The sequence below is a fragment of the Rossellomorea arthrocnemi genome, assembly GCF_904424705.1.
Classification (GTDB): domain Bacteria; phylum Bacillota; class Bacilli; order Bacillales; family Bacillaceae_B; genus Rossellomorea; species Rossellomorea arthrocnemi.
Genome location: NZ_CAJGBF010000039.1, coordinates 1 through 18,897, shown reverse-complemented (window position 1 = coordinate 18,897; position 18,897 = coordinate 1). Strand labels below are relative to the sequence as shown.

The window sequence follows — 18,897 nt, the reverse complement described above, 5'->3', positions numbered from 1 at the left end:
CGCCGCCAGCGTTCGTCCTGAGCCAGGATCAAACTCTCCGATAAAAGTTTGAATAGCTCTTTAAAAATAAATCTAGAATTAACGTTGACGTATTGTCTTGTTTTGTTCAGTTTTCAAGGTTCAATGTTTACAACTTGTCTTAGAAGCGACTTTATTAATATAACATGCATTGTAATCTCGCGTCAACAATTTTTCATTTTTATTTTCAAAATGTTGTTTGCTGCATCAGCGACGTTTATAAATATAACATGCTGTTAATGCTATTGCAATATATTTTTAAGGAAAACTTTCATAAAATAATAAACCGGAGATTTGTTCTGATAATCGTTTATTCTCCATATACATGATTACTACGCATTCCTGAAAGGAGATTGATCTGTCATGCTTACAAACATTGCATTATTTCTATCTTTCATTATGGCTGTGTATCTATTTGCGTATTCCTATGTACAGGCCCTTCAGATTTGTGAAAGCAAAACTCCAGTAAGAGGAATGACTTTTATTTTTTCCGTAGTCATGGCGTTTGTATTTTCCGGGTTTACATATGTATTTTCTTAAGTACCCTGATCTAACAAGAGTAAGGAGTCCCCGCTCCTTACTCTTGTTTATTGAGGTTCAGCAGTAATCCTTCTTCAAGGTGCTGTTCATTTCCTATTGTCAATATCTCTTCCTTCATTAATGCAGGCTTATATTTGTAGTAAAAATACTTCGACGGGTTCTCTTTTAGCACCCATATCCACATGGTATTGAAACCCATGTTTTTCAGCTCACGAATAGCAATCTCAAATAGTTCCTTTCCAATACCTTTCCCTTGGTAATCTTTCAATAGATAAATCGCATACAACTCTCCTTCATATTCACCAGAACGATCTTTCCCAAATGACACAAAGCCGACGATTTCCCCGTCTTCCGTTTCAGATGCATACGTATGGTGAGAATCAGAAAGAATCCGGACCCACCTTTCTTCTCTTTCTTTTACGGATAAAGACTGAAGATATTCTTCTGAAACGATCCCCTGGTAGGTCGTACTCCAACTATTCACGTGGACGTATGCCAAACTTCCTGCATCCTTTATTTCTGCTTTTCTATAGTGCATTTGTCTTCACCTCGCTGACTTTTTGGGTAATCTTCTTTAGTTTCCTTTCTTCTATTAAGAAGAGGGTGACACCGAACATAATGACTATACCTCCCAGCACTTGAGTGATCAGTACTTTTTCCGCTAACAGCCAATAGGCAAGCACAGAGGCACCGATCGGTTCAAAAAGGATGGCCATTGAAATGGTCGAGGTGCTTAGCCACTTTAAGGACCAATTGAATAATGAATGTCCTAAAAGGGTAGGGATGATGGCAAGAAGGAGGAAGTAAATCCAATCCTCTTTCGGATAAGGGCCCAGACTCTCCGACCGGACAAGGGAATATATTAATAGGACAACAGAACTTATGGCGTAAACGAGGTACGTATACGTAATAAGGGACAGTCGTTTTCTGATTGTCTGTCCGAATAATAGATATCCAGTGACAAGGGCGCATGCTGCCAAAGCCAAAATATCTCCCCAAAGCGCGGTTCCACTTATTCGAAAGTCCCCCCAGCTGATGATGAAACTTCCGGCAACGGCTAAGACAGCAGATAGTAGAGCCTTTGCCGTTAACTTTTCCTGAAAGAAAAGATATGCACCGATAAAGGCGAATAATGGCTGAAGCGTGACGAGGACCGTGGAGCTTGCCACTGAAGTGTAGTGTAAGGATTCAAACCAAAGGATGAAATGGAATGCCAGGAATACCCCCGCTAAAATCGAAAACATCCAATCTCTTAGAGTAATAAGTTTCAATTCCTTCACATATTTTAAGAAAAATACCGGGGTCATTAACAAAACGGTAAAAAACAACCGATAAAATGCCAAAATGCCTGCAGGCGCACTTGATACCTTCACTAAGATGGCTGATGTGGAAACGGATATGACTCCAATGGCAAGTAAGAGATATGGATTAACTTTCGTATCCGACATGATAGACCTCCTGATATGTGTATTCATTGCTCTTATTTTATAACCAGTCGAGTCGAATTACTACATGAAATTTTTATAGAAGATTTGAAGAATCGGAGGGGGATGGATGGAACTATTAGATACGACATTTTTGATAAAACTTGGTGTTTCAGCCGTTCTAGGATTAATCATCGGACTCGAGAGGGAATTGAAGAGAAAACCTGTTGGCCTGAAGACGTCTCTAGTCATCTGCATTGTAAGTTGTTTGCTAACGATCGTATCCATCGAATCCGCTTATCTCTCTAAGGGGTCGGACGAAATAAATATCACCATGGACCCACTTCGATTAGCAGCTCAAATTGTTTCCGGAATCGGCTTCCTGGGAGCGGGTGTCATCCTGCGCAGGGGGAATGACAGTATTTCAGGGTTGACCACCGCTGCGATGATTTGGGGGGCAGCTGGGATCGGAATTGCAGTTGGCGCAGGGTTCTATTTTGAAGCAACAGCCGGAGTCATCTTCCTGATCGTCTCTGTTGAAGTAGTACCGATCATCATTACCTATTTAGGTCCGAAACGGCTGAGGGAAAAAGAATTGTCTCTTCGCGCTACCATATCCGAAAAGCAGAATATCAAATCAATTATTGAGAAGATCAAAGCCGAAGAAATCGCCATCGAAAATATCCGGATTAAAGACTTAAAGAATCACCACCATCTGTTAGAATTAAAAATCATCGTTGACTTTAGGAAAAAGACGGTAGACATCTACTACATAATTTCCGAGATCCAAGGAATTAAAGATGTCGAAATTGAAAGCTTATAATAGCAAAAAAACGAGGATGCATCCCACCCTCGTTTTACTTTTTATGAAGCTGGATTTTTTTCACACATTCCAGATGCTGGACAACTTCAAGTACCTCATTAAACTGAAGAGAACTCGGAGTTAAAATAAGAAGCGAGTAATCAAGGGTTTCAACACTTTGCATATCATCCCCCTCTTCTATTTGATACTGGGTGATTTCAATCCCATGGTCCATAAGTGTATCATTGATGGAAGTGATATTCCCCTTCCCTTTTTGAATAACTAAACTTAGGAGAAGGAGCTTTTTGTGCTTCACTTTCTCCTTATAGAACCGTTCAAAATTATTCAGGAAAAACAACGTTATGACGATGATGAGTGTCGTAAAGATGGCTAAGTAATACATACCGATCCCTACAACGAGCCCCAGCCCCGCTACAACCCAAATACTTGCAGCTGTTGTCAGCCCTCTGACTGTCACACCTCCATGAACCATAATGGTGCCCGCACCGAGAAATCCGATCCCAGAAATGACGTAAGACGGGACCCTGCTTGGATCAAACCCCACTAATCGGGGGTGTTCCTCGAGAAACGGCTCAAATCCATAAAGGGACACAAGCATCATTAAGCAGGAGCCGACACCTACCAGAATATGGGTCCTGAGGCCGGCAGGGTGATTTTTAAACTCCCTTTCAATTCCGATCAATCCGCTCAACAGGACGATCAACATTATCCGGATAAGAGCCGTTTTGAATTCTTCCGGAAAGAATAGTAATTCAATGAACCCCATGGACTTCTTCCTTTCGTTCCCTCTTCCCCTATACTATTAACCTTTCATGAACGAATTAAAACGCAAAAGAACCAGGAAAACGTCGTTTTCCTGGTTCTCTACGGGATTATTTAATCGGTTTTTTCAAAAAACCGACCATCAAAGCTGTAATGACGGATCCGATCAATACAGCCAGAAGATATAAGAATGGATTCCCTTCCACTACCGGGAAGACGAATACCCCCCCATGTGGTGCGGGTAACCCGATCCCAAAGAACATGGTTAAAGCCCCGGCAATAGCAGATCCCGTCACAATTGAAGGAATTACCCGGAATGGATCCGCTGCGGCAAAGGGGATCGCTCCTTCGGTAATAAAGGAAGCTCCCATAAAGTATGCCGCAATACCTGCTTTCCGCTCATTATCATTGAATTTCTTCTTGAATAATGTGGTGGCCATGGCCAATCCTAACGGAGGAACCATCCCTCCTGCCATAATGGCCGCATGGGGAGCAAGGTTCCCTCCTTCGATCATCGCAATCCCAAATGTAAAGGCCGCTTTATTGATCGGACCACCCATATCGATGGCCATCATGCCACCCAGGATTAATCCTAGCAGGATCAGGTTTCCAGTTCCCAGACCGTCCAGCCAATTCTGTATGCCCGTATTGACAGCACTTAAAGGCTCGACAAGGAATTGAAGCATAATCACCCCGGTAATGAAAATACCAAGTAAAGGATAAATCAATACCGGTTTGATACCTTCCAGTGAAGGAGGGAAATTATTTGTTAAGCGCTTGATTCCAAGTACCACATAACCTGCTAAGAAACCGGCGATGATTCCGCCTAAAAATCCGCTCTGACCTGTTGCTGCAATCAAACCGCCTACCATACCCGGGGCAAATCCAGGTCTGTCCGCTATACTCATGGCGATGAACCCTGCAAGGACAGGAACCATCAGGTAAAAGGCATTCCCTCCACCGATTGTATTCAAAATCGCCGCAAACTCATTGTACTCTGCAGAATCAGGGTTCGCTGACTGAATGCCGAACAAGAATGAGATCGCTATCAGGATCCCTCCCCCTACCACAAACGGAAGCATGTTCGAAACACCATTCATAAGGTGTTTATAGAATCCTGTCTTTTGCTTTTTCTCAGTACCACCATTGGATTCTTTCTCTTGCTCTCCTCCCTTATATAACGGGGCATCCTGTTTCATTGCTTGATTCAATAGTTCTTCAGGACGTCTGATCGCTTCTGCCACGGGAACCTCTATGACAGGCTTTCCTTTGAAGCGGTTCATTTCCACTTTGGTATCCGCTGCGACAATAATCGCTGCAGCGTTTTCGATTTCCTCCTGAGTCAGGACGTTCTTCGCTCCACCTGAACCATTTGTCTCTACTTTCAGGTTCAACTCCATCGCTTTCGCTTTTGCCTTTAGAGCATCTGCTGCCATATACGTATGAGCAATTCCCGTAGGGCAAGCAGTTACAGCCAGAATCATATTATCAGAAACAGCCGTTTCAACAGGAGCCTCTTCTACTTCCTCTCCATCATGAAGATTAATAATCTGTAAAATTTCTTCTTTTGAGGCCGCATTCAACAGGGACTTTCGTACATCCATATCCATCAACATGGAAGAAAGGCGACTCAATGCTTCTAAATGGGTTTGATTCGCCCCTTCCGTCGCAGCGATCATGAAAAATAGATGAGCAGGATCCCCATCAAGAGAGTCATAGTCAACACCCTCAGCTGATTTCCCGAAGGCAATCGCAGGTTCTTGAACAGCAGACGTTTTCGCATGAGGAATGGCAATCCCTTCCCCAATCCCAGTCGTACTCTGAGCTTCGCGATTAAGAATCGCCTTTTTAAATTCTTCAGGATCATGCAGTTTACCGCTTTTATCCAGCACGGATACCAGCTCGTCAATGACTCCGTTTTTTGATTGAGAAGACAGATTAAGCTGAATCGTGTCTTTTGTCAGTAATTCAGTGATTTTCATTTTTGATTCCCCCTTTATATTTTCATAATCTGAATTTCTTCAAATAAGCTTTCCACTTTTTCTGATGAACAAAGCCCGATGGAATAAGCTGTCGCTGAACCGGCTGACGTTCCCAAACGGAAAGACTTCTCAACACTCCATCCCCTGGAGAGACCTGCAAGGAATCCGGCAACTGTTGAATCCCCTGCCCCGACCGAGCTTTTCAATTCCCCATCAGGAACAGAGGAATACAGCACCTTTTCTCCCGTCAGTAAGAGTGCACCTTTTTCAGCCATGGAAACCATGACGTTTTCGACTCCGTAATCCTTGAGTTTCTTCCCGTAATGAACCGCCTCTTCCACGGTATCAATCTCTCTGTCAAACATCTCCCCAAGCTCATGATGATTCGGCTTGATGAGGAATGGCTTTAAGGCCAGAACCGGTTGGATCAAGTTTTTTTCTGCATCGATGATCACTTTCGTCCCCTGCTTTTGACATTGTGCAGCGATTTCCTGATAAAATGTTTTTCGCACCGACCCAGGTATGCTTCCTGCAAGGACAATCATGTCATCTGCCGTTAAGGATGTTATTTGGTCGAGCAGCCGCCCGATATGCTCTTCATGTATGGAAGGACCGCTGCCGTTTATTTCCGTCTCATCCTCCGCTTTAACCTTTACGTTAATACGGGATGCTTCATCCACTTCCACAAAATTGGTTTGGATGGCTTCCTTGTTTAAAAATTGTTTAATATACTCTCCGGTAAATCCACCTGCAAATCCGAGAGCCACACTATCCACGTTCAATACGTGTAGGACTCGGGAGACATTGATTCCCTTCCCCCCTGGAAAAGCACTTTCTTCCCTGCTCCGGTTTAGACCGCCTTTTTGAAAGGAAGCCAGCTCCATAATGTAATCCACCGAAGGGTTCAGCGTTAGTGTATAGATCATGGTGTCACAACCTTTATCGTAGTTTGTTTCATCAATGCCGTGTCATGCTCTTTATCCAATGCGTTTGTTATGATCGTCGCCTTATCCAAATCGACAATTTTACTGAACGCAATCTCCCCAAACTTCGAGTCATCCGTGAGAAACATGGCTTCCCTCGATAACTCGATGGCGATACGCTTCACTTGAGCCTCTTCTGGATCCGGTGTCGTGAATCCATATTGTGCATGGACTCCGTTCGCCCCCATAAAAGCTTTATCGAACCGGTATTGACGGATGGATTCCAGGGCTCCACTGCCTACCATCGCCCTCGTAACCGGCTTGACACAGCCCCCGATCATATAGGTTTTAAAGCCTTTTTGAAGCAGGGCTTCCACATGGGTCAATCCATTCGTAACGACAACTATGTCTTTTTCAGGAAGATGATCGATGAGACTCAAGGTCGTCGTTCCGGCATCCAAGTAGATGCAATCTCCCTCTTCTACCAGAGTGGCTGCATATTGACCAATAGACTGTTTCTCATGAAGGCTTTTGGATGATTTTTCAGAAACAGTCAATTCTTTCAGCTTCCCTTGAAGCTTTGATGCACCGCCATGCACACGTTTTAGGAACTTTTCCTGCTCAAGCTGCGTTAAGTCCCGGCGAATCGTTGACTCGGAGGCATTTGTGGCATCCACTATATCCTGGATTTTAATGGCATCCTTCTCCTTTAATAAGTCTAAGATGATTCGATGTCGTTCCTCGGTCAACATTGTATCTCCCGCTTTCTCCGATTGTTGTTATCCTCATTATAATGAGAACGTTTACAAAAATCAATCATTTTTAATCAAAAACAATCATTTTTAATCAATGATCAGTCATAAGTGATCATACGTGACATATGAGCCACTGGTTTGCCAGTTAAAATCCTGAAGATTTTCAACAGGCAAATAAAGAAGTTTTTTTGACTGTTGAAATTGTTCATATATTTCCCTGTTAAAATCCTGCTATTTTTCAGCTGCTAAATCATTATCATTCCACCCTAAATCGACCCGCAACAAAAAAAGCCAGCCCCCACCATAATGGTGAAAGGGCTGGCTTACGTTCCCGAATTACTCGTGAGATTCTTCCTGAGATGCTTCAGGATTTTCTGCACTTTTTGGATTCGGGTTTATATATTGATAATCTGAACGATCGATCTGTTTATAGCCTTCTGGCTTGTAGAAACGAAGTAAATCTTCATATACTACCTTGTCTGATAGTTCCAGACGCTTCGTAGCTTCTTTCGTCGCATCTTCACACGCATTGCTTCCTTCTTCAACAGGTTGACCCGTTTCGTTATCGTAACATACTCCTTTGATCTCAGAGTACTCAGGAGTAATGACGTCTCCATTACGGAAAGGAACAATCTGTTTACGATCTTTGGACAGTAAGTCCTGACCGAAGCTGATGTAGTCTTTGTTATCCACACCTAGAAGGTTGAATAGGGTTTCACGTACGTCTACCTGACCACCATATGTGTGGTTGACTTCACCTTCAACTCCAGGAGCAACGATGAATAAAGGAACACGTTGAAGCTGAGCATTTTTGTAATCTGTGATTTCTTCGCCTGTGACTTGTTCCATTGCTTTGTTGTGGTTTTCAGAAATACCATAATGGTCACCGTAAAGAACAATGACGGTATCATCATATAGGCCACTTTCTTTTAAATCATTAAAGAATTGTTCCAGAGCAGAATCCATATAGTTTGCCGTTTGGAAATAACGGTTCACTACACCATCGCCAAATTGACCAGGTTCAAACTCAGTATCTTCCTCATGACGATCGAATGGGAAGTGGTTCGATAACGAAATAAATTTCGTATAGAATGGCTGTGGTAATTTTTCAAGCATCGGCATGGATTCTTCAAAGAATGGCTTATCTTTTAATCCATAAGGCAGCTGCTCTTCCGGTTTACTCATATCATAATACGTTGCATCGTAGAACTCGTCATACCCCATCGTACGATACATTTCAGAACGGTTCCAGAATGTTTTATAGTTCCCGTGGAATGCCGCTGAAGTATAGCCTTCGCCTTTCAGGATTCCAGGTGCTGATTGCAATGTGTTGTTGGCATTAGTCATGAAAACGGCACCCTGCGGCAAACCGAACAATCCATTTTCCATAATGAATTCGGCATCGGAAGTCTTTCCTTGCCCTGTCTGATGGAAGAAGTTATCGAAATAGATCGCATCTTCTTTTTCCACTAATGAGTTCAGGAATGGTGTTACCTCTTGACCGTTGATCTCTTTACCAATGACAAAGTTTTGAAGGGATTCCATCGAAACATAGATGACGTTTTTCCCTTTCGCTTTACCAAAGTACTCCGGATTAGGATCTACTTTGTTTGCTTTTACAAAGTTCTCTACCTCTGATACCTCATTACTGTCTGCCAGGGCTCGCTTGGCAGATGTTTTAGAGTTCTGGATCACATCGTAAATTGTAAAGTTGTGAGTACCCAGATACTTAACCAGGTAATTACGGTCAAAGCTTCGTGTCAGTAATTCAGGTCGGTCGATCTCAGCCAGGCCTAAGTTCAGTAAGAACACCAGGACAGCAGATGTCATGACGGCAAATACTGAACGGAAACGTAATTTCTCCTGTGGCTTCACTTTCTTCAGGACCATTAGTCCAATGATAATGAACAGGTCTGAAAAATACAGGATGTCTATCGGACTTAACAGTTCAAGAGCACTGCCTCCGAGCCCGTTATTCGTCTTCGCCTGAAGTAATACCGGTACTGTAATAAAGTCATTAAAGAAACGGTAGTACACGACGTTCGCATACAGGACAAAGGACATTAAGAAGTTAATGACGATGAATGCAATATACCGCCCTTTGCCTTTCCAGAATAATGCGAGAGCAAAGAATAAGAGAGCTGAGCTTAATGGGTTTAGAAATAAAAGAAAATGCTGAAGCGCATTTTGTATTCCCAGGTTAAATTCAGCTAAAGATACAGCATACGTTTTAATCCAAAATAATACTACGACTGTAAAGAAGAACGATAACTTCCCAGTACGCATGTCTTCAAACTGTCTTTTAAAGAAGTTCATAGTTCATCACCTTTTTACTTTTTTATTTATGTTAGGTATTCATTCGTGTGAATTCATTAAGAAAATGTTGAGCCAATGTAAATTCATTTGAATCAACAACGAGTATTATAACAAAAATTAATTTCATGTGTATAACAATTTGTTGTAAATGTAACAAAAATATTTCATGGGAATTCGACAAACGCTGGCAATTCGGTCTCGAATGCCTTACCTGGCAAGGGTTAAGGAATATTGAACAATAAGTGAACGCCCCATATATTCCCATTCTTGCCGTTGATTATACGAACTATATCTAAAAAACCCTTAATTTATTTTCTCAGTGTAAACGTATTCCCTGAATTTCTTTACGTAAAACATAAAAACTCAATGAAGTTTTTACCAATTTCGATTCAAACCTTCCTCTTATTATGCTCCAATCACTTACATATTTACCTTCTGAAAATCCGACTTGTCTACGTGCTTCCCCTTCTTTTTCTCCCCTGCAGGATAGACCGCTTTGAATTTCCTTTTATAATATGACTGTCCACTCGTTGCCTGTACATAACCTTCAATCATGAACGAAACCGATAACATCGTCGCTGAAAAAAACAGGATAGGAGTCAGTGGAATCCACGGAGCCCCTTGAAGGTAACGGAAGGAATCGCCTATCAGGCCGGACCATTCATACGTAATCGAACGCGGCGGGTCGCTGACCAATTGATAGTCCACGTCTGTCCCACCTAAGAATAAGGTGAGTAATCCAAGATGAATGAAGATGACGAGTGTTTGAGTAAATTGTTGACCAAGTAAAATCACGAGCTTCTCTTTCATAGAGGGAAGTATATGCTTAAAGATGATTCTCCACTTCCCGGCACCAAGTGTTTTCGCACTCAAAATGAATTCCTGCTTGTACAATAAAGACACTTCATTTCCGAGGAGCGCAGATAAGATCGGTACGATAAGGAACGTCAATAAGAGAATCTCGATAACGAAACGCTCCACGATGGAGGTGGAGAATCCTTCGAACGGCTCCCAAAGGACCGGTTCCAGAAGGAAATAAGCGAGAATCGTCAACGGGAGGTAATGGAAGGAATCGATCCAGCCATTGATGAATTTCTTATACCTCATAAGGAAGGTCCCTAGTATCAAACCAAGCGGAATAGATAAAAATACCCGCAGAAAGGCAATAATAAATGCCGTCAGGATTGTATACTTTGCACCGATGATGATTTTGCCGAGCATGTCCAGCCCAAGGGCATCGGTCCCGAATGGAAAAAGCCACTTGGGGGAAATGGGGGAAGATTCCACGACAACGCCTTCTACTGAAATAAAATAAAGCCTTCGCACTTCGATGCCCCACACCATCGAGTACACGAAGCTAGACACTAGCATCAGGATGATAAAGATAAATCCAATAAGAAAGTATGGGTTTCCCCACACGCTTTTCCTCATATTAAATCTCCTCCCCCTTGTTGGCTTTTTTAGAGAGAATCATTTCTCCCACTGTATAGAAGACAAATAAAGGAATGAAAATGGAAAGAATGGCAATCGTAAACATTTTTGGCTGCAACGTCGACTTCAGGAAACGGGTAATCCCGGCAATATTGAATAAAAGCTCCAGAACGAATAAATTGGACAGCATGAACCATACTGTCTTCTTTGATTGAAAAAACACGGAGATAATGGCGTTTCTGAGTATATGGAATGTCAGGATCACAAGCTTCCCCAATCCGATTGATTGAGCCAGTGTCACATAGTCTTTTCCTTCTTCCCTTTCAAATGAAAGGATCGAAACCCTGAACAACTGAACCGTCGGCAAAATTGCTAACACTACAATAGGAAGAAGATACGCCTTCTCTGTTGCTACGGAAGCAATCTCAAAAAACAAAATACCTGTCTGTTTATACAGGTAGAGGACAAGAAGTTGAGAAAGCAAGATAATCAGAACATCTGGTATAGATTCAAATAAAAATAAGATGAATTTGATTCGATTACGTTTTTTTTGCGAAAACAACATGGTGAAAATCGTGAGGAGGATGCTTAAGAAACTAGCAAGAAGAAAAGCGGAAAATAAAATGATCAAGGAGTATATGATCGGCTCCCATAAATAAGGAAATAAATCACGTTCCTTCTGACCACCGATTACAATATATGTCAATTCCCCTGCATTAAACAGGGCATATATGATTTCCTTTACGGATTGCCAATATGCCCGCAATCTCAATTCCCGCTGACCGATACCCGAGAGCAGGACAGGCAGTCCACCTATAAAAATGATTCCTATCACCGACAATAGGAATTTAAGTAATACGCCTCCTACAACCTTCAATAGTCTGTCCTCCCGTTTCAATGTTTCTTTTAATAGTATCATAGAAAGAGGAGTTTTATACATATTTTTCCTTTATTCCAATCGGACAAAAATAGACCGGTGTCCTCGAAAAGGACTCCGGTCTATTCATACTCAAACTCTGGATAATTTATTCAGTACAAACTTTTCCACGACTTCCGCTACGCCATCTTCCATATTGGAAGGGGCAACGTAATCAGCTTTTTCTTTAATATCTTCAGGGGCATTGCCCATGGCGACACCCAGGCCGGCGAATTCGATCATGGTAAGATCGTTATAACTGTCCCCGATGGCAATCACTTCTTCTGGATTAATCCCCAAGGGTTTGATCAAATAGTCAAGGCTTGCACCCTTTGTGACTCCAAGCTGGGTGAATTCCAAAAAGAACGGCTTTGATCGCATCACACTGAGTTCACCATCAAACTCGGTTTGAAGTTTTTTCTCGACTTTCACTAAGTGATCCGCTTCTTTCAACATTAGAGCTTTAACGACTGGTCTTGAGATGGCTTCCTTAAAGTCCGGAACGACTTTCACCGGCAATCCTGTCAGTTCACTCTCAATGGAAGCAAATTTATTTGTTTCTTCTACTATAATGGCATCCTCTGCATAAGTCAGAATACCCACATTTTCACGCCTGCTTACATCATATAAGCGATGAGCCATTTCAGCTGAGAGGGCTCGACTGTATTTCTCTTCGTTTGTCTTGCAATCGATGATTTTCGATCCGTTGAAGGAAAGTATATAGCTTCCGTATTGGTCCAGCTTCAGTTCTTTTGCAACCCACCTCATTCCAAACGTGGGGCGGCCGGATGCGAGGACCACTTTCACGCCGGCTTCCTGAGCCTGAAGCAAAGCATCTTTCGTACGCGTGGAAATCGTTTGGTCACCTCGTAATAATGTATCATCTAAATCCAGTACAATCATTTTATAAGTCATCATGAAAAATCCTTTCAGGAAATCCAATTTATATTATCTTACTATAACATCTATCAGTATGTTTGAAAAAAGAAAAAAACTGTCAACTCGACAGTCTATTTCTTTTTTTCTTTCCAAGGAAGGCAGAGCTGTCATCGCTCCTTTTGTTGCCGTTGGCCGGTACCGGATATCGCTGCAAGTTGAGCCATGCGGGCTCGAAACAATATCCCGGTTGTTTTCAGAATTTCTAAAATCAAACCTGCGCTCCCTATTCCATGACGTTCTACTTTACATATAACAAGTTTTCATTAGTCCGGCAGGTGTGGGGGATGAAAATTTTCATCACAATTATGATATGCTGAAAGAAAAAACGAAAGCGGGAAAAATAATGATTTCTTCATACTTTGAGAAAATCCATGAAAAGTTACATGTTGTTCAAACGAATGAAGGGGCTAAAATGGCAGAGCTTGCTCAAAGGATTTCTTCCTGCATTCAACAAGATGGGATCATTCAGCTCTTTGGGTGCGGCCACTCCCACATCCTTTCTGAAGAGGTATTTTACAGAGCAGGAGGACTTGTTCCGATTAATCCGATTCTGATCGAGCCACTCATGCTCCATGAAGGTGCCGTACGTTCCTCGCAGTTGGAGAAAGCCAGCGGTTATGCAGAAAAATTTATGGATGAACAGGAACTCAGGGTCAATGATGTGGTGATCGTTCTTTCCACTTCCGGTAAAAACCCTGTTCCCATCGACGTTGCTCTATACGCCAAAGAAAAGGGGGCTTATGTAGCGTCTATCAGTTCCTTTGATTATACGGAAAAAGAAACGTCCCGACACCCAGACGGTCATTTCCTCAGTCAAGTAACAGACCTTGCCATCAATAATCATTCCGTGGTTGGTGATGCCATACTGAAGCATGAACAAGTGTCCGTCCCCTTTTCTCCAAGCTCCACCGTAATCGGTGCAGCCATACTCAATAGCGTCATGGCTGGTGCCATTGAAAACATGGTGGAAGAAGGATTTGAGCCGCCAATCTTCAAGAGTGGAAACGTGGACGGTGCAGATGATCACAATAAAGGATTGATTGAGAAATATCGCAAACGGATTCCTTTGTTAACGAGGGGATTATAATGAAAAAGAGCAGGTGCGCTATTTTAAATAGGGCCCCTGCTCTTCTTTTACAGTCTGTCCAAGTTGATTTTGAATTTATATTTATCTGCTCGATAAATGGAACGCACTAATTCAAAAGGGGTACCATCTTCGAGAAATGAATCCCGTTGGATATGCAGCACCGGCTCCCCGCTCTTTACCTTCAGATGCAACGTATCTGCTTCTGTTACAATCGCCGCTTCCACTGATTGCGTGGCATGACTGATGTGAAGGTTAATCTCACTTTCAATGTAATGATACAGTGATTTTTCCAGTATTTCCTGATTCAATCCGGGAAGCAGTTTGACTGGGATATAACTCGTTTCTAGTGCCATTGGTTCACCATTCGCAAGGCGAATTCGCTTCATTGTATACACAAGCTCTTCTTTGTCTAATAAAAGAAGTGACTGTATATCCTCTCCCGCAGGAGAAATTTCGAAATGCAATAATTTATTCCCAGGCTCGAGTCCACGACTCTTCATGTCTTCGCTAAAGCTTGTTAATCCCTGGAGGCTTTGTTCAATTTTCCGATGAGAGACGAATGTCCCCCGCCCCTTTTCCCTATATAGTACATTTTTATTCACAAGATTGGTAATTGCCTGTCTCACAGTCATTCTGCTGATTTTAAAAGATTCAGCAAGCTCCCTCTCAGATGGGAGGGCATCCCCAGGTTTTAACTCTTCAGACTGTATTAAATGTTTAATGTGTTCTTCTAACTGATAATACAAAGGAAGAGGAGAATTTTTATTTACCACGAACGGTTCTCCTTTCGATATAACGGATCTATCTTCTATTTTATTATATATACCATGTTTATAACAGACAATTATCCGATGCTTATAGAAAAGAACAGACCGGGTTTTCGTCCATTACGACAAACCCGTTCTGTCCATTTATTTTAATTTTCTCAGCTCGTCCGCGACAAACTCTACATCCGTGCCTACAATGACTTGAAGGTTTTTATTATTCACCTTCATCACACCTTTCGCCCCATGAGCTTTTAACGCTTTTTCATCTACTAGGGTGACATCATTGATTTGCAGTCGTAATCGTGTTGCACAGTTATCGATAACGGCCAGGTTTTCTTTTCCACCTAAATCTTGCAGAAAATGAGTTGCCATTATTTCGTATTTACCATTTCCGCCTGAATTCTCATCTGCTACGACCACATCTTCATCATCTTCACGACCTGGAGTCTTCAAATTAAACCTCTTGATCAAGAAGGTGAATACGAGGAAATAGATGATTCCGTAAAGAATTCCTACCCCTAATAATAGCCATGGTTTTTGACCGATATTGAAATTCAAGATGTAATCAAAGGCACCTGCTGAGAAACCAAAGCCATGATGAATGCCCAATACGTAGGTGATGACCATTGAACTGGCCGTTAAGACCGCATGAATTCCGTAAAGAACAGGTGATAAGAACATGAAACTGAATTCAATCGGCTCTGTAATTCCCGTTAAGAATGAGGTAAGGGCTAATCCGATTAACATACCAGATACATTTGCGCGCAAGTGTTTTTTGGCTGTCACAATCATGGCCAGACATGCTGCCGGAAGACCGAACATCATGATCGGGAAGAATCCGGTTTGGAACGTTCCGGCTGTTGGGTCTTTTGCGAAGAAACGTGGGATATCCCCTTTCACGATTTCTCCTGCCGCATCTTTAAATGTACCGAATTCAAACCATACAAGTGTATTCAACACGTGATGCAGACCTACTGGAATCAAGAGACGGTTCAACAGTCCGAATACACCGACGCCAGTAGCGCCGGCACCTATAATCCATTCACCAATGGAGTTGATTCCACTCTGGATCGGAGGCCAGATGATTCCAAATACCCCTGCGAGTACAACCATGGAAGCAGCTGTCACAATGGGAACGAAACGTCTCCCTCCAAAAAATCCGAGCCATGCAGGAAGTTTAATATCATTGAAACGGTTATATAATAAACCTGCTACAACCCCGGATATGATACCGCCGAAAATCGCCATATTGGAATCGGGATCAAGGGCTTTTAAACCACCCGTTAATACCAAATAACCAATGGCACCAGCTAACCCGGCTGTACCATTACCATCTTTCGAAAAACCGATCGCCACACCAATGGCAAAGATTAAAGCTAAATTTTTAAATATGGCATCTCCTGCTTCAGACATGAACGCGATTCCCAATAGATCATCCTGACCCAGGCGCAGCAACAGTGCTGCTGCAGGCAGAACCGCGATTGGAAGCATGAGCGATTTACCGATTCTTTGTAAAAAACCTAACATACTTTTCTCTCCTTTTGTTTCAATTGAAAGCGCTTAGACAAAATCATAACATTAAAAAGGAATAGATGTCTATACCAATTTTATGAATGGAATTTCATGAATTCTTAAGCTTAAAGTTCAAAAACTGTTTTAATTGTTAATTTTATTTATTACCTCCAACTGGTATAGACATCTATACTTTATGGTGGTATTGTAGAATTGAAAAGAACTCAAGGAGTGATTTCAGTGACCTCAAATATAGAAAAACTACTTATCCTGAATGGCAGCATCTATGCAGAAGATTCCATTTATAAAAAAGGGTTTATCAAAATAGAGAATGGATTAATCACCGATATGGGTGATATTTCCCAATTGACCAATTCAGAAGAGTATAAAGTGATTTCTCTTCCCCATGGGTATAGTGTGGTCCCGGGGATGATAGATATTCATATTCATGGCGTTAATGGATCCGACACAATGGATGCGACCCGGGAAGCCCTTGATACAATGGCAGGGACTCTTCCGGCAGAAGGTACCACGAGCTTTCTCGCTACAACCATGACGGAAGGATCCGAGGCGATCGAAAAGGCATTGAAAACAACTGCAGACTATATGGCAAACCATCAAAGAGATGGTCAGGCAGAAATTCTCGGCCTTCATTTAGAAGGACCGTTCATCAATCCGGACAAAGCAGGGGCACAACCTCTCAATCGAATCCAAAAGCCGAGCGTCGACATCTTTAAACACTGGCAGGACCTATCTCAAAACCAAATAAAATTAGTCACTCTCGCTCCAGAGCTTGATGATGATCATGATTTGATCCGTTACTTAAAAGAGAACGGGATAATCTCTTCAGTCGGCCATTCCAGTGCAACCTTTGATGAAGTCGGGGAAGCCATCGATGCCGGCTTATCCCATGTGACCCACTTGTTTAATCAAATGTCTGGTCTACATCATCGTGAGCCCGGCATTGTCGGTGCCTCCTTCTTACGAAAGGAATTAATGGTGGAATTGATATCAGATGGCATTCACGTTCGACCAGAAGTGATCCAGTTGGCATACAATCAGATCTCAGATGAGCGCTTAATCCTTATCACTGATTCCATGAGAGCAAAATGCCTGAAGAATGGTCGGTATGATCTTGGCGGACAGATGGTGACAGTTAAGGATGGCAAGGCTTTATTAGATGCAGACACACTGGCAGGAAGCGTCCTGAAAATGAAAGATGCTTTTACAAACATTCAAGAATTCACAACAGCTGATATAAGAAGTGCGATTAAAATGACCGCAGAAAATCCGGCCAAACAATTAAATGTCTTTAATCGCAAAGGAAGTCTTGCTCCCCTGAAAGATGCGGACATCGTCATATTAGACGAAAACAAAGACGTATACACAACGATATGTAAAGGGAAAATAGCTTATATTCGAAAGGATGATACTCATGAAACTAATTGAAGTAAAAGACTATCAGGAAATGAGTCAAGTCGCTGCTGACTACCTATTATCCAAAGTGAAAACATCCCAAGACCTGACTCTGGGACTAGCCACAGGCGGCACACCAAAAGGGCTCTATGAAGCATTGATCTTAGATCACCATGAAAATAAAACGTCTTATCAGCATGTTTCTTCCTTCAATCTGGACGAATACATCGGACTGTCCGGCACTCATCCAAACAGCTACTCTCACTATATGGAGGAGAACTTATTCAAACATATCGATATCGAATCAAAAAACACCAACATTCCTTCAGGGAAAGCACCGGACCTTGAACATGAATGCGAAGAATATGATAAAAAAATCGATTCCTATGGCGGAATCGACCTCCAAGTACTGGGGATCGGAAGCAACGGACATATCGGGTTCAATGAACCAGGTACCTCTTTTGATTCCAACACTCATATTGTCGAGCTTGCTCAATCGACACTTAAGGCTAATGCCCGTTACTTCGATTCCATCGATGAAGTCCCGACTCACGCCATTACAATGGGGATCGCATCGATCATGAAGAGTAAAGAAATTCTCCTTCTCGCCTCAGGTCAGTCTAAACAGAATGCGTTGAAAACGTTAGTGGAGGGAGATATCTCAGAGAACTTTCCTGCTTCTATTTTGAACCGCCATGCAAATGTAACCGTGATTGCTGATGAAGAAGCGTTAGCGATGGTGAAAGGGCTTGAGCTGTTGAATAGATGAAAGGGTAAGAATGAGGAATGATGTAAATAATCCAAGCGGCGAACACTTCATTGTTCGCCGCTTTTTTTATCATGTGAAAATTATTTGTGCTGAAAACAGTCAAAACCTACTAATGGAAAACTCCCCATTATCGATAAGCGAAGGATCTGTTATGACCGAACGAACATGAAAATACATGTTTTTTCATATACCCAAAGAATATTTTCAAAAAAGCATTGACGAATAGCATGAACTTTTCTTATAATAAATCTTGACCGATTCACGGGGCATTAGCTCAGCTGGGAGAGCGTTTGGCTGGCAGCCAAAAGGTCAGCGGTTCGATCCCGCTATGCTCCATACCGCAAAGTAGTTTCGCTTTTTTTAAAAAAGACCACCCCTTTCTTAATGAATGGGTATCGACCCCCAAAAGTTAGAGTAGACAACTAACTTTTGGGGGTGTTTTTATGGCTAAATATAGTGAGGAATTTAAACTAAAACTTGTCACCGAGTATCTGGATGGCCATCTTGGATATAAATC

16 protein-coding genes and 1 tRNA gene are annotated in these 18,897 nt (G+C 42.2%); 5 read left to right on the top strand and 12 right to left on the bottom strand.

Annotated elements, in window-relative coordinates; genetic code table 11:
- Positions 1 to 595: 595 nt before the first annotated feature.
- A complete protein-coding gene (locus BAA9072_RS23500) occupies positions 596 to 1,096 on the bottom strand; it encodes a GNAT family N-acetyltransferase (protein ID WP_201716984.1) in 501 nt (166 codons plus the stop codon).
- Positions 1,086 to 2,006 (bottom strand): DMT family transporter, encoded by a 921-nt coding sequence (locus tag BAA9072_RS23495; RefSeq protein ID WP_201716983.1) that lies wholly within the window; start codon positions 2,004 to 2,006, stop codon positions 1,086 to 1,088. Before BAA9072_RS23495 ends, BAA9072_RS23500 begins: the two co-directional genes overlap by 11 nt.
- Positions 2,007 to 2,112: 106 nt before the next feature.
- Between BAA9072_RS23495 and BAA9072_RS23490 the strand changes: the two genes are divergently transcribed.
- Positions 2,113 to 2,805, top strand: coding sequence for an MgtC/SapB family protein (locus BAA9072_RS23490; RefSeq protein ID WP_201716982.1), 693 nt, complete (start codon positions 2,113 to 2,115; stop codon positions 2,803 to 2,805).
- Between the two features lie 34 nt (positions 2,806 to 2,839).
- Here the strand turns inward: BAA9072_RS23490 and BAA9072_RS23485 are convergent, their stop codons facing one another.
- The 8 genes from BAA9072_RS23485 to BAA9072_RS23450 form a co-directional block, all read right to left on the bottom strand.
- On the bottom strand, positions 2,840 to 3,511 hold the full coding sequence (locus BAA9072_RS23485; RefSeq protein WP_408015264.1) for an MgtC/SapB family protein: 672 nt from the start codon (positions 3,509 to 3,511) through the stop codon (positions 2,840 to 2,842).
- A 166-nt stretch (positions 3,512 to 3,677) separates the two neighbouring features.
- Complete coding sequence (locus tag BAA9072_RS23480; RefSeq protein ID WP_201716980.1) at positions 3,678 to 5,549, bottom strand: PTS fructose transporter subunit IIABC; 1,872 nt, start codon at positions 5,547 to 5,549, stop codon at positions 3,678 to 3,680.
- A 14-nt stretch (positions 5,550 to 5,563) separates the two neighbouring features.
- The gene (gene pfkB / locus BAA9072_RS23475; protein WP_201716979.1) at positions 5,564 to 6,475 is read right to left on the bottom strand and encodes a 1-phosphofructokinase; all 912 of its coding nucleotides are present in this window, start codon (positions 6,473 to 6,475) and stop codon (positions 5,564 to 5,566) included.
- Positions 6,472 to 7,224 carry a DeoR/GlpR family DNA-binding transcription regulator gene (locus BAA9072_RS23470; RefSeq protein WP_201716978.1) on the bottom strand — a complete coding sequence of 251 codons (753 nt, stop codon included), beginning with the start codon at positions 7,222 to 7,224 and terminating at the stop codon, positions 6,472 to 6,474. The genes pfkB and BAA9072_RS23470 overlap by 4 nt, the downstream gene beginning before the upstream one ends.
- Positions 7,225 to 7,563: 339 nt before the next feature.
- Complete coding sequence (locus BAA9072_RS23465; RefSeq protein ID WP_201716977.1) at positions 7,564 to 9,543, bottom strand: LTA synthase family protein; 1,980 nt, start codon at positions 9,541 to 9,543, stop codon at positions 7,564 to 7,566.
- A gap of 420 nt (positions 9,544 to 9,963) precedes the next feature.
- Positions 9,964 to 10,974, bottom strand: a complete 1,011-nt coding sequence (locus BAA9072_RS23460) for an ABC transporter permease (RefSeq protein ID WP_201716976.1) — start codon at positions 10,972 to 10,974, stop codon at positions 9,964 to 9,966.
- Between the two features lies 1 nt (position 10,975).
- Positions 10,976 to 11,851, bottom strand: coding sequence for an ABC transporter permease subunit (locus BAA9072_RS23455; RefSeq protein ID WP_201716975.1), 876 nt, complete (start codon positions 11,849 to 11,851; stop codon positions 10,976 to 10,978).
- A 132-nt stretch (positions 11,852 to 11,983) separates the two neighbouring features.
- Positions 11,984 to 12,805: a Cof-type HAD-IIB family hydrolase gene (locus tag BAA9072_RS23450; protein WP_201716986.1), complete on the bottom strand. Its 822-nt coding sequence runs from the start codon at positions 12,803 to 12,805 to the stop codon at positions 11,984 to 11,986.
- A 367-nt stretch (positions 12,806 to 13,172) separates the two neighbouring features.
- On the opposite strand from BAA9072_RS23450, the gene BAA9072_RS23445 reads away from it, so the two are divergent.
- Positions 13,173 to 13,916 (top strand): SIS domain-containing protein, encoded by a 744-nt coding sequence (locus BAA9072_RS23445; RefSeq protein WP_201716974.1) that lies wholly within the window; start codon positions 13,173 to 13,175, stop codon positions 13,914 to 13,916.
- Positions 13,917 to 13,963: 47 nt separating this feature from the next.
- On the opposite strand, the gene BAA9072_RS23440 is transcribed toward BAA9072_RS23445, so the two are convergent.
- Both BAA9072_RS23440 and nagE read right to left on the bottom strand, forming a co-directional pair.
- Entirely contained in the window at positions 13,964 to 14,689 is a 726-nt protein-coding gene (locus BAA9072_RS23440) for a GntR family transcriptional regulator (protein WP_201716973.1), read from the bottom strand.
- Between the two features lie 138 nt (positions 14,690 to 14,827).
- The gene (gene nagE / locus BAA9072_RS23435; RefSeq protein ID WP_201716972.1) at positions 14,828 to 16,210 is read right to left on the bottom strand and encodes an N-acetylglucosamine-specific PTS transporter subunit IIBC; all 1,383 of its coding nucleotides are present in this window, start codon (positions 16,208 to 16,210) and stop codon (positions 14,828 to 14,830) included.
- A 225-nt stretch (positions 16,211 to 16,435) separates the two neighbouring features.
- Between nagE and nagA the strand changes: the two genes are divergently transcribed.
- The 3 genes from nagA to BAA9072_RS23420 all read left to right on the top strand — a co-directional run bounded on the left by nagA (position 16,436) and on the right by BAA9072_RS23420 (position 18,716).
- Positions 16,436 to 17,644 carry an N-acetylglucosamine-6-phosphate deacetylase gene (nagA, locus tag BAA9072_RS23430; RefSeq protein WP_230980987.1) on the top strand — a complete coding sequence of 403 codons (1,209 nt, stop codon included), beginning with the start codon at positions 16,436 to 16,438 and terminating at the stop codon, positions 17,642 to 17,644.
- Entirely contained in the window at positions 17,631 to 18,380 is a 750-nt protein-coding gene (gene nagB, locus BAA9072_RS23425; RefSeq protein ID WP_201716971.1) for a glucosamine-6-phosphate deaminase, read from the top strand. The genes nagA and nagB overlap by 14 nt, the downstream gene beginning before the upstream one ends.
- Before the next feature lie 263 nt (positions 18,381 to 18,643).
- Positions 18,644 to 18,716: transfer RNA gene (locus BAA9072_RS23420), tRNA-Ala, on the top strand.
- Positions 18,717 to 18,897: the final 181 nt, after the last annotated feature.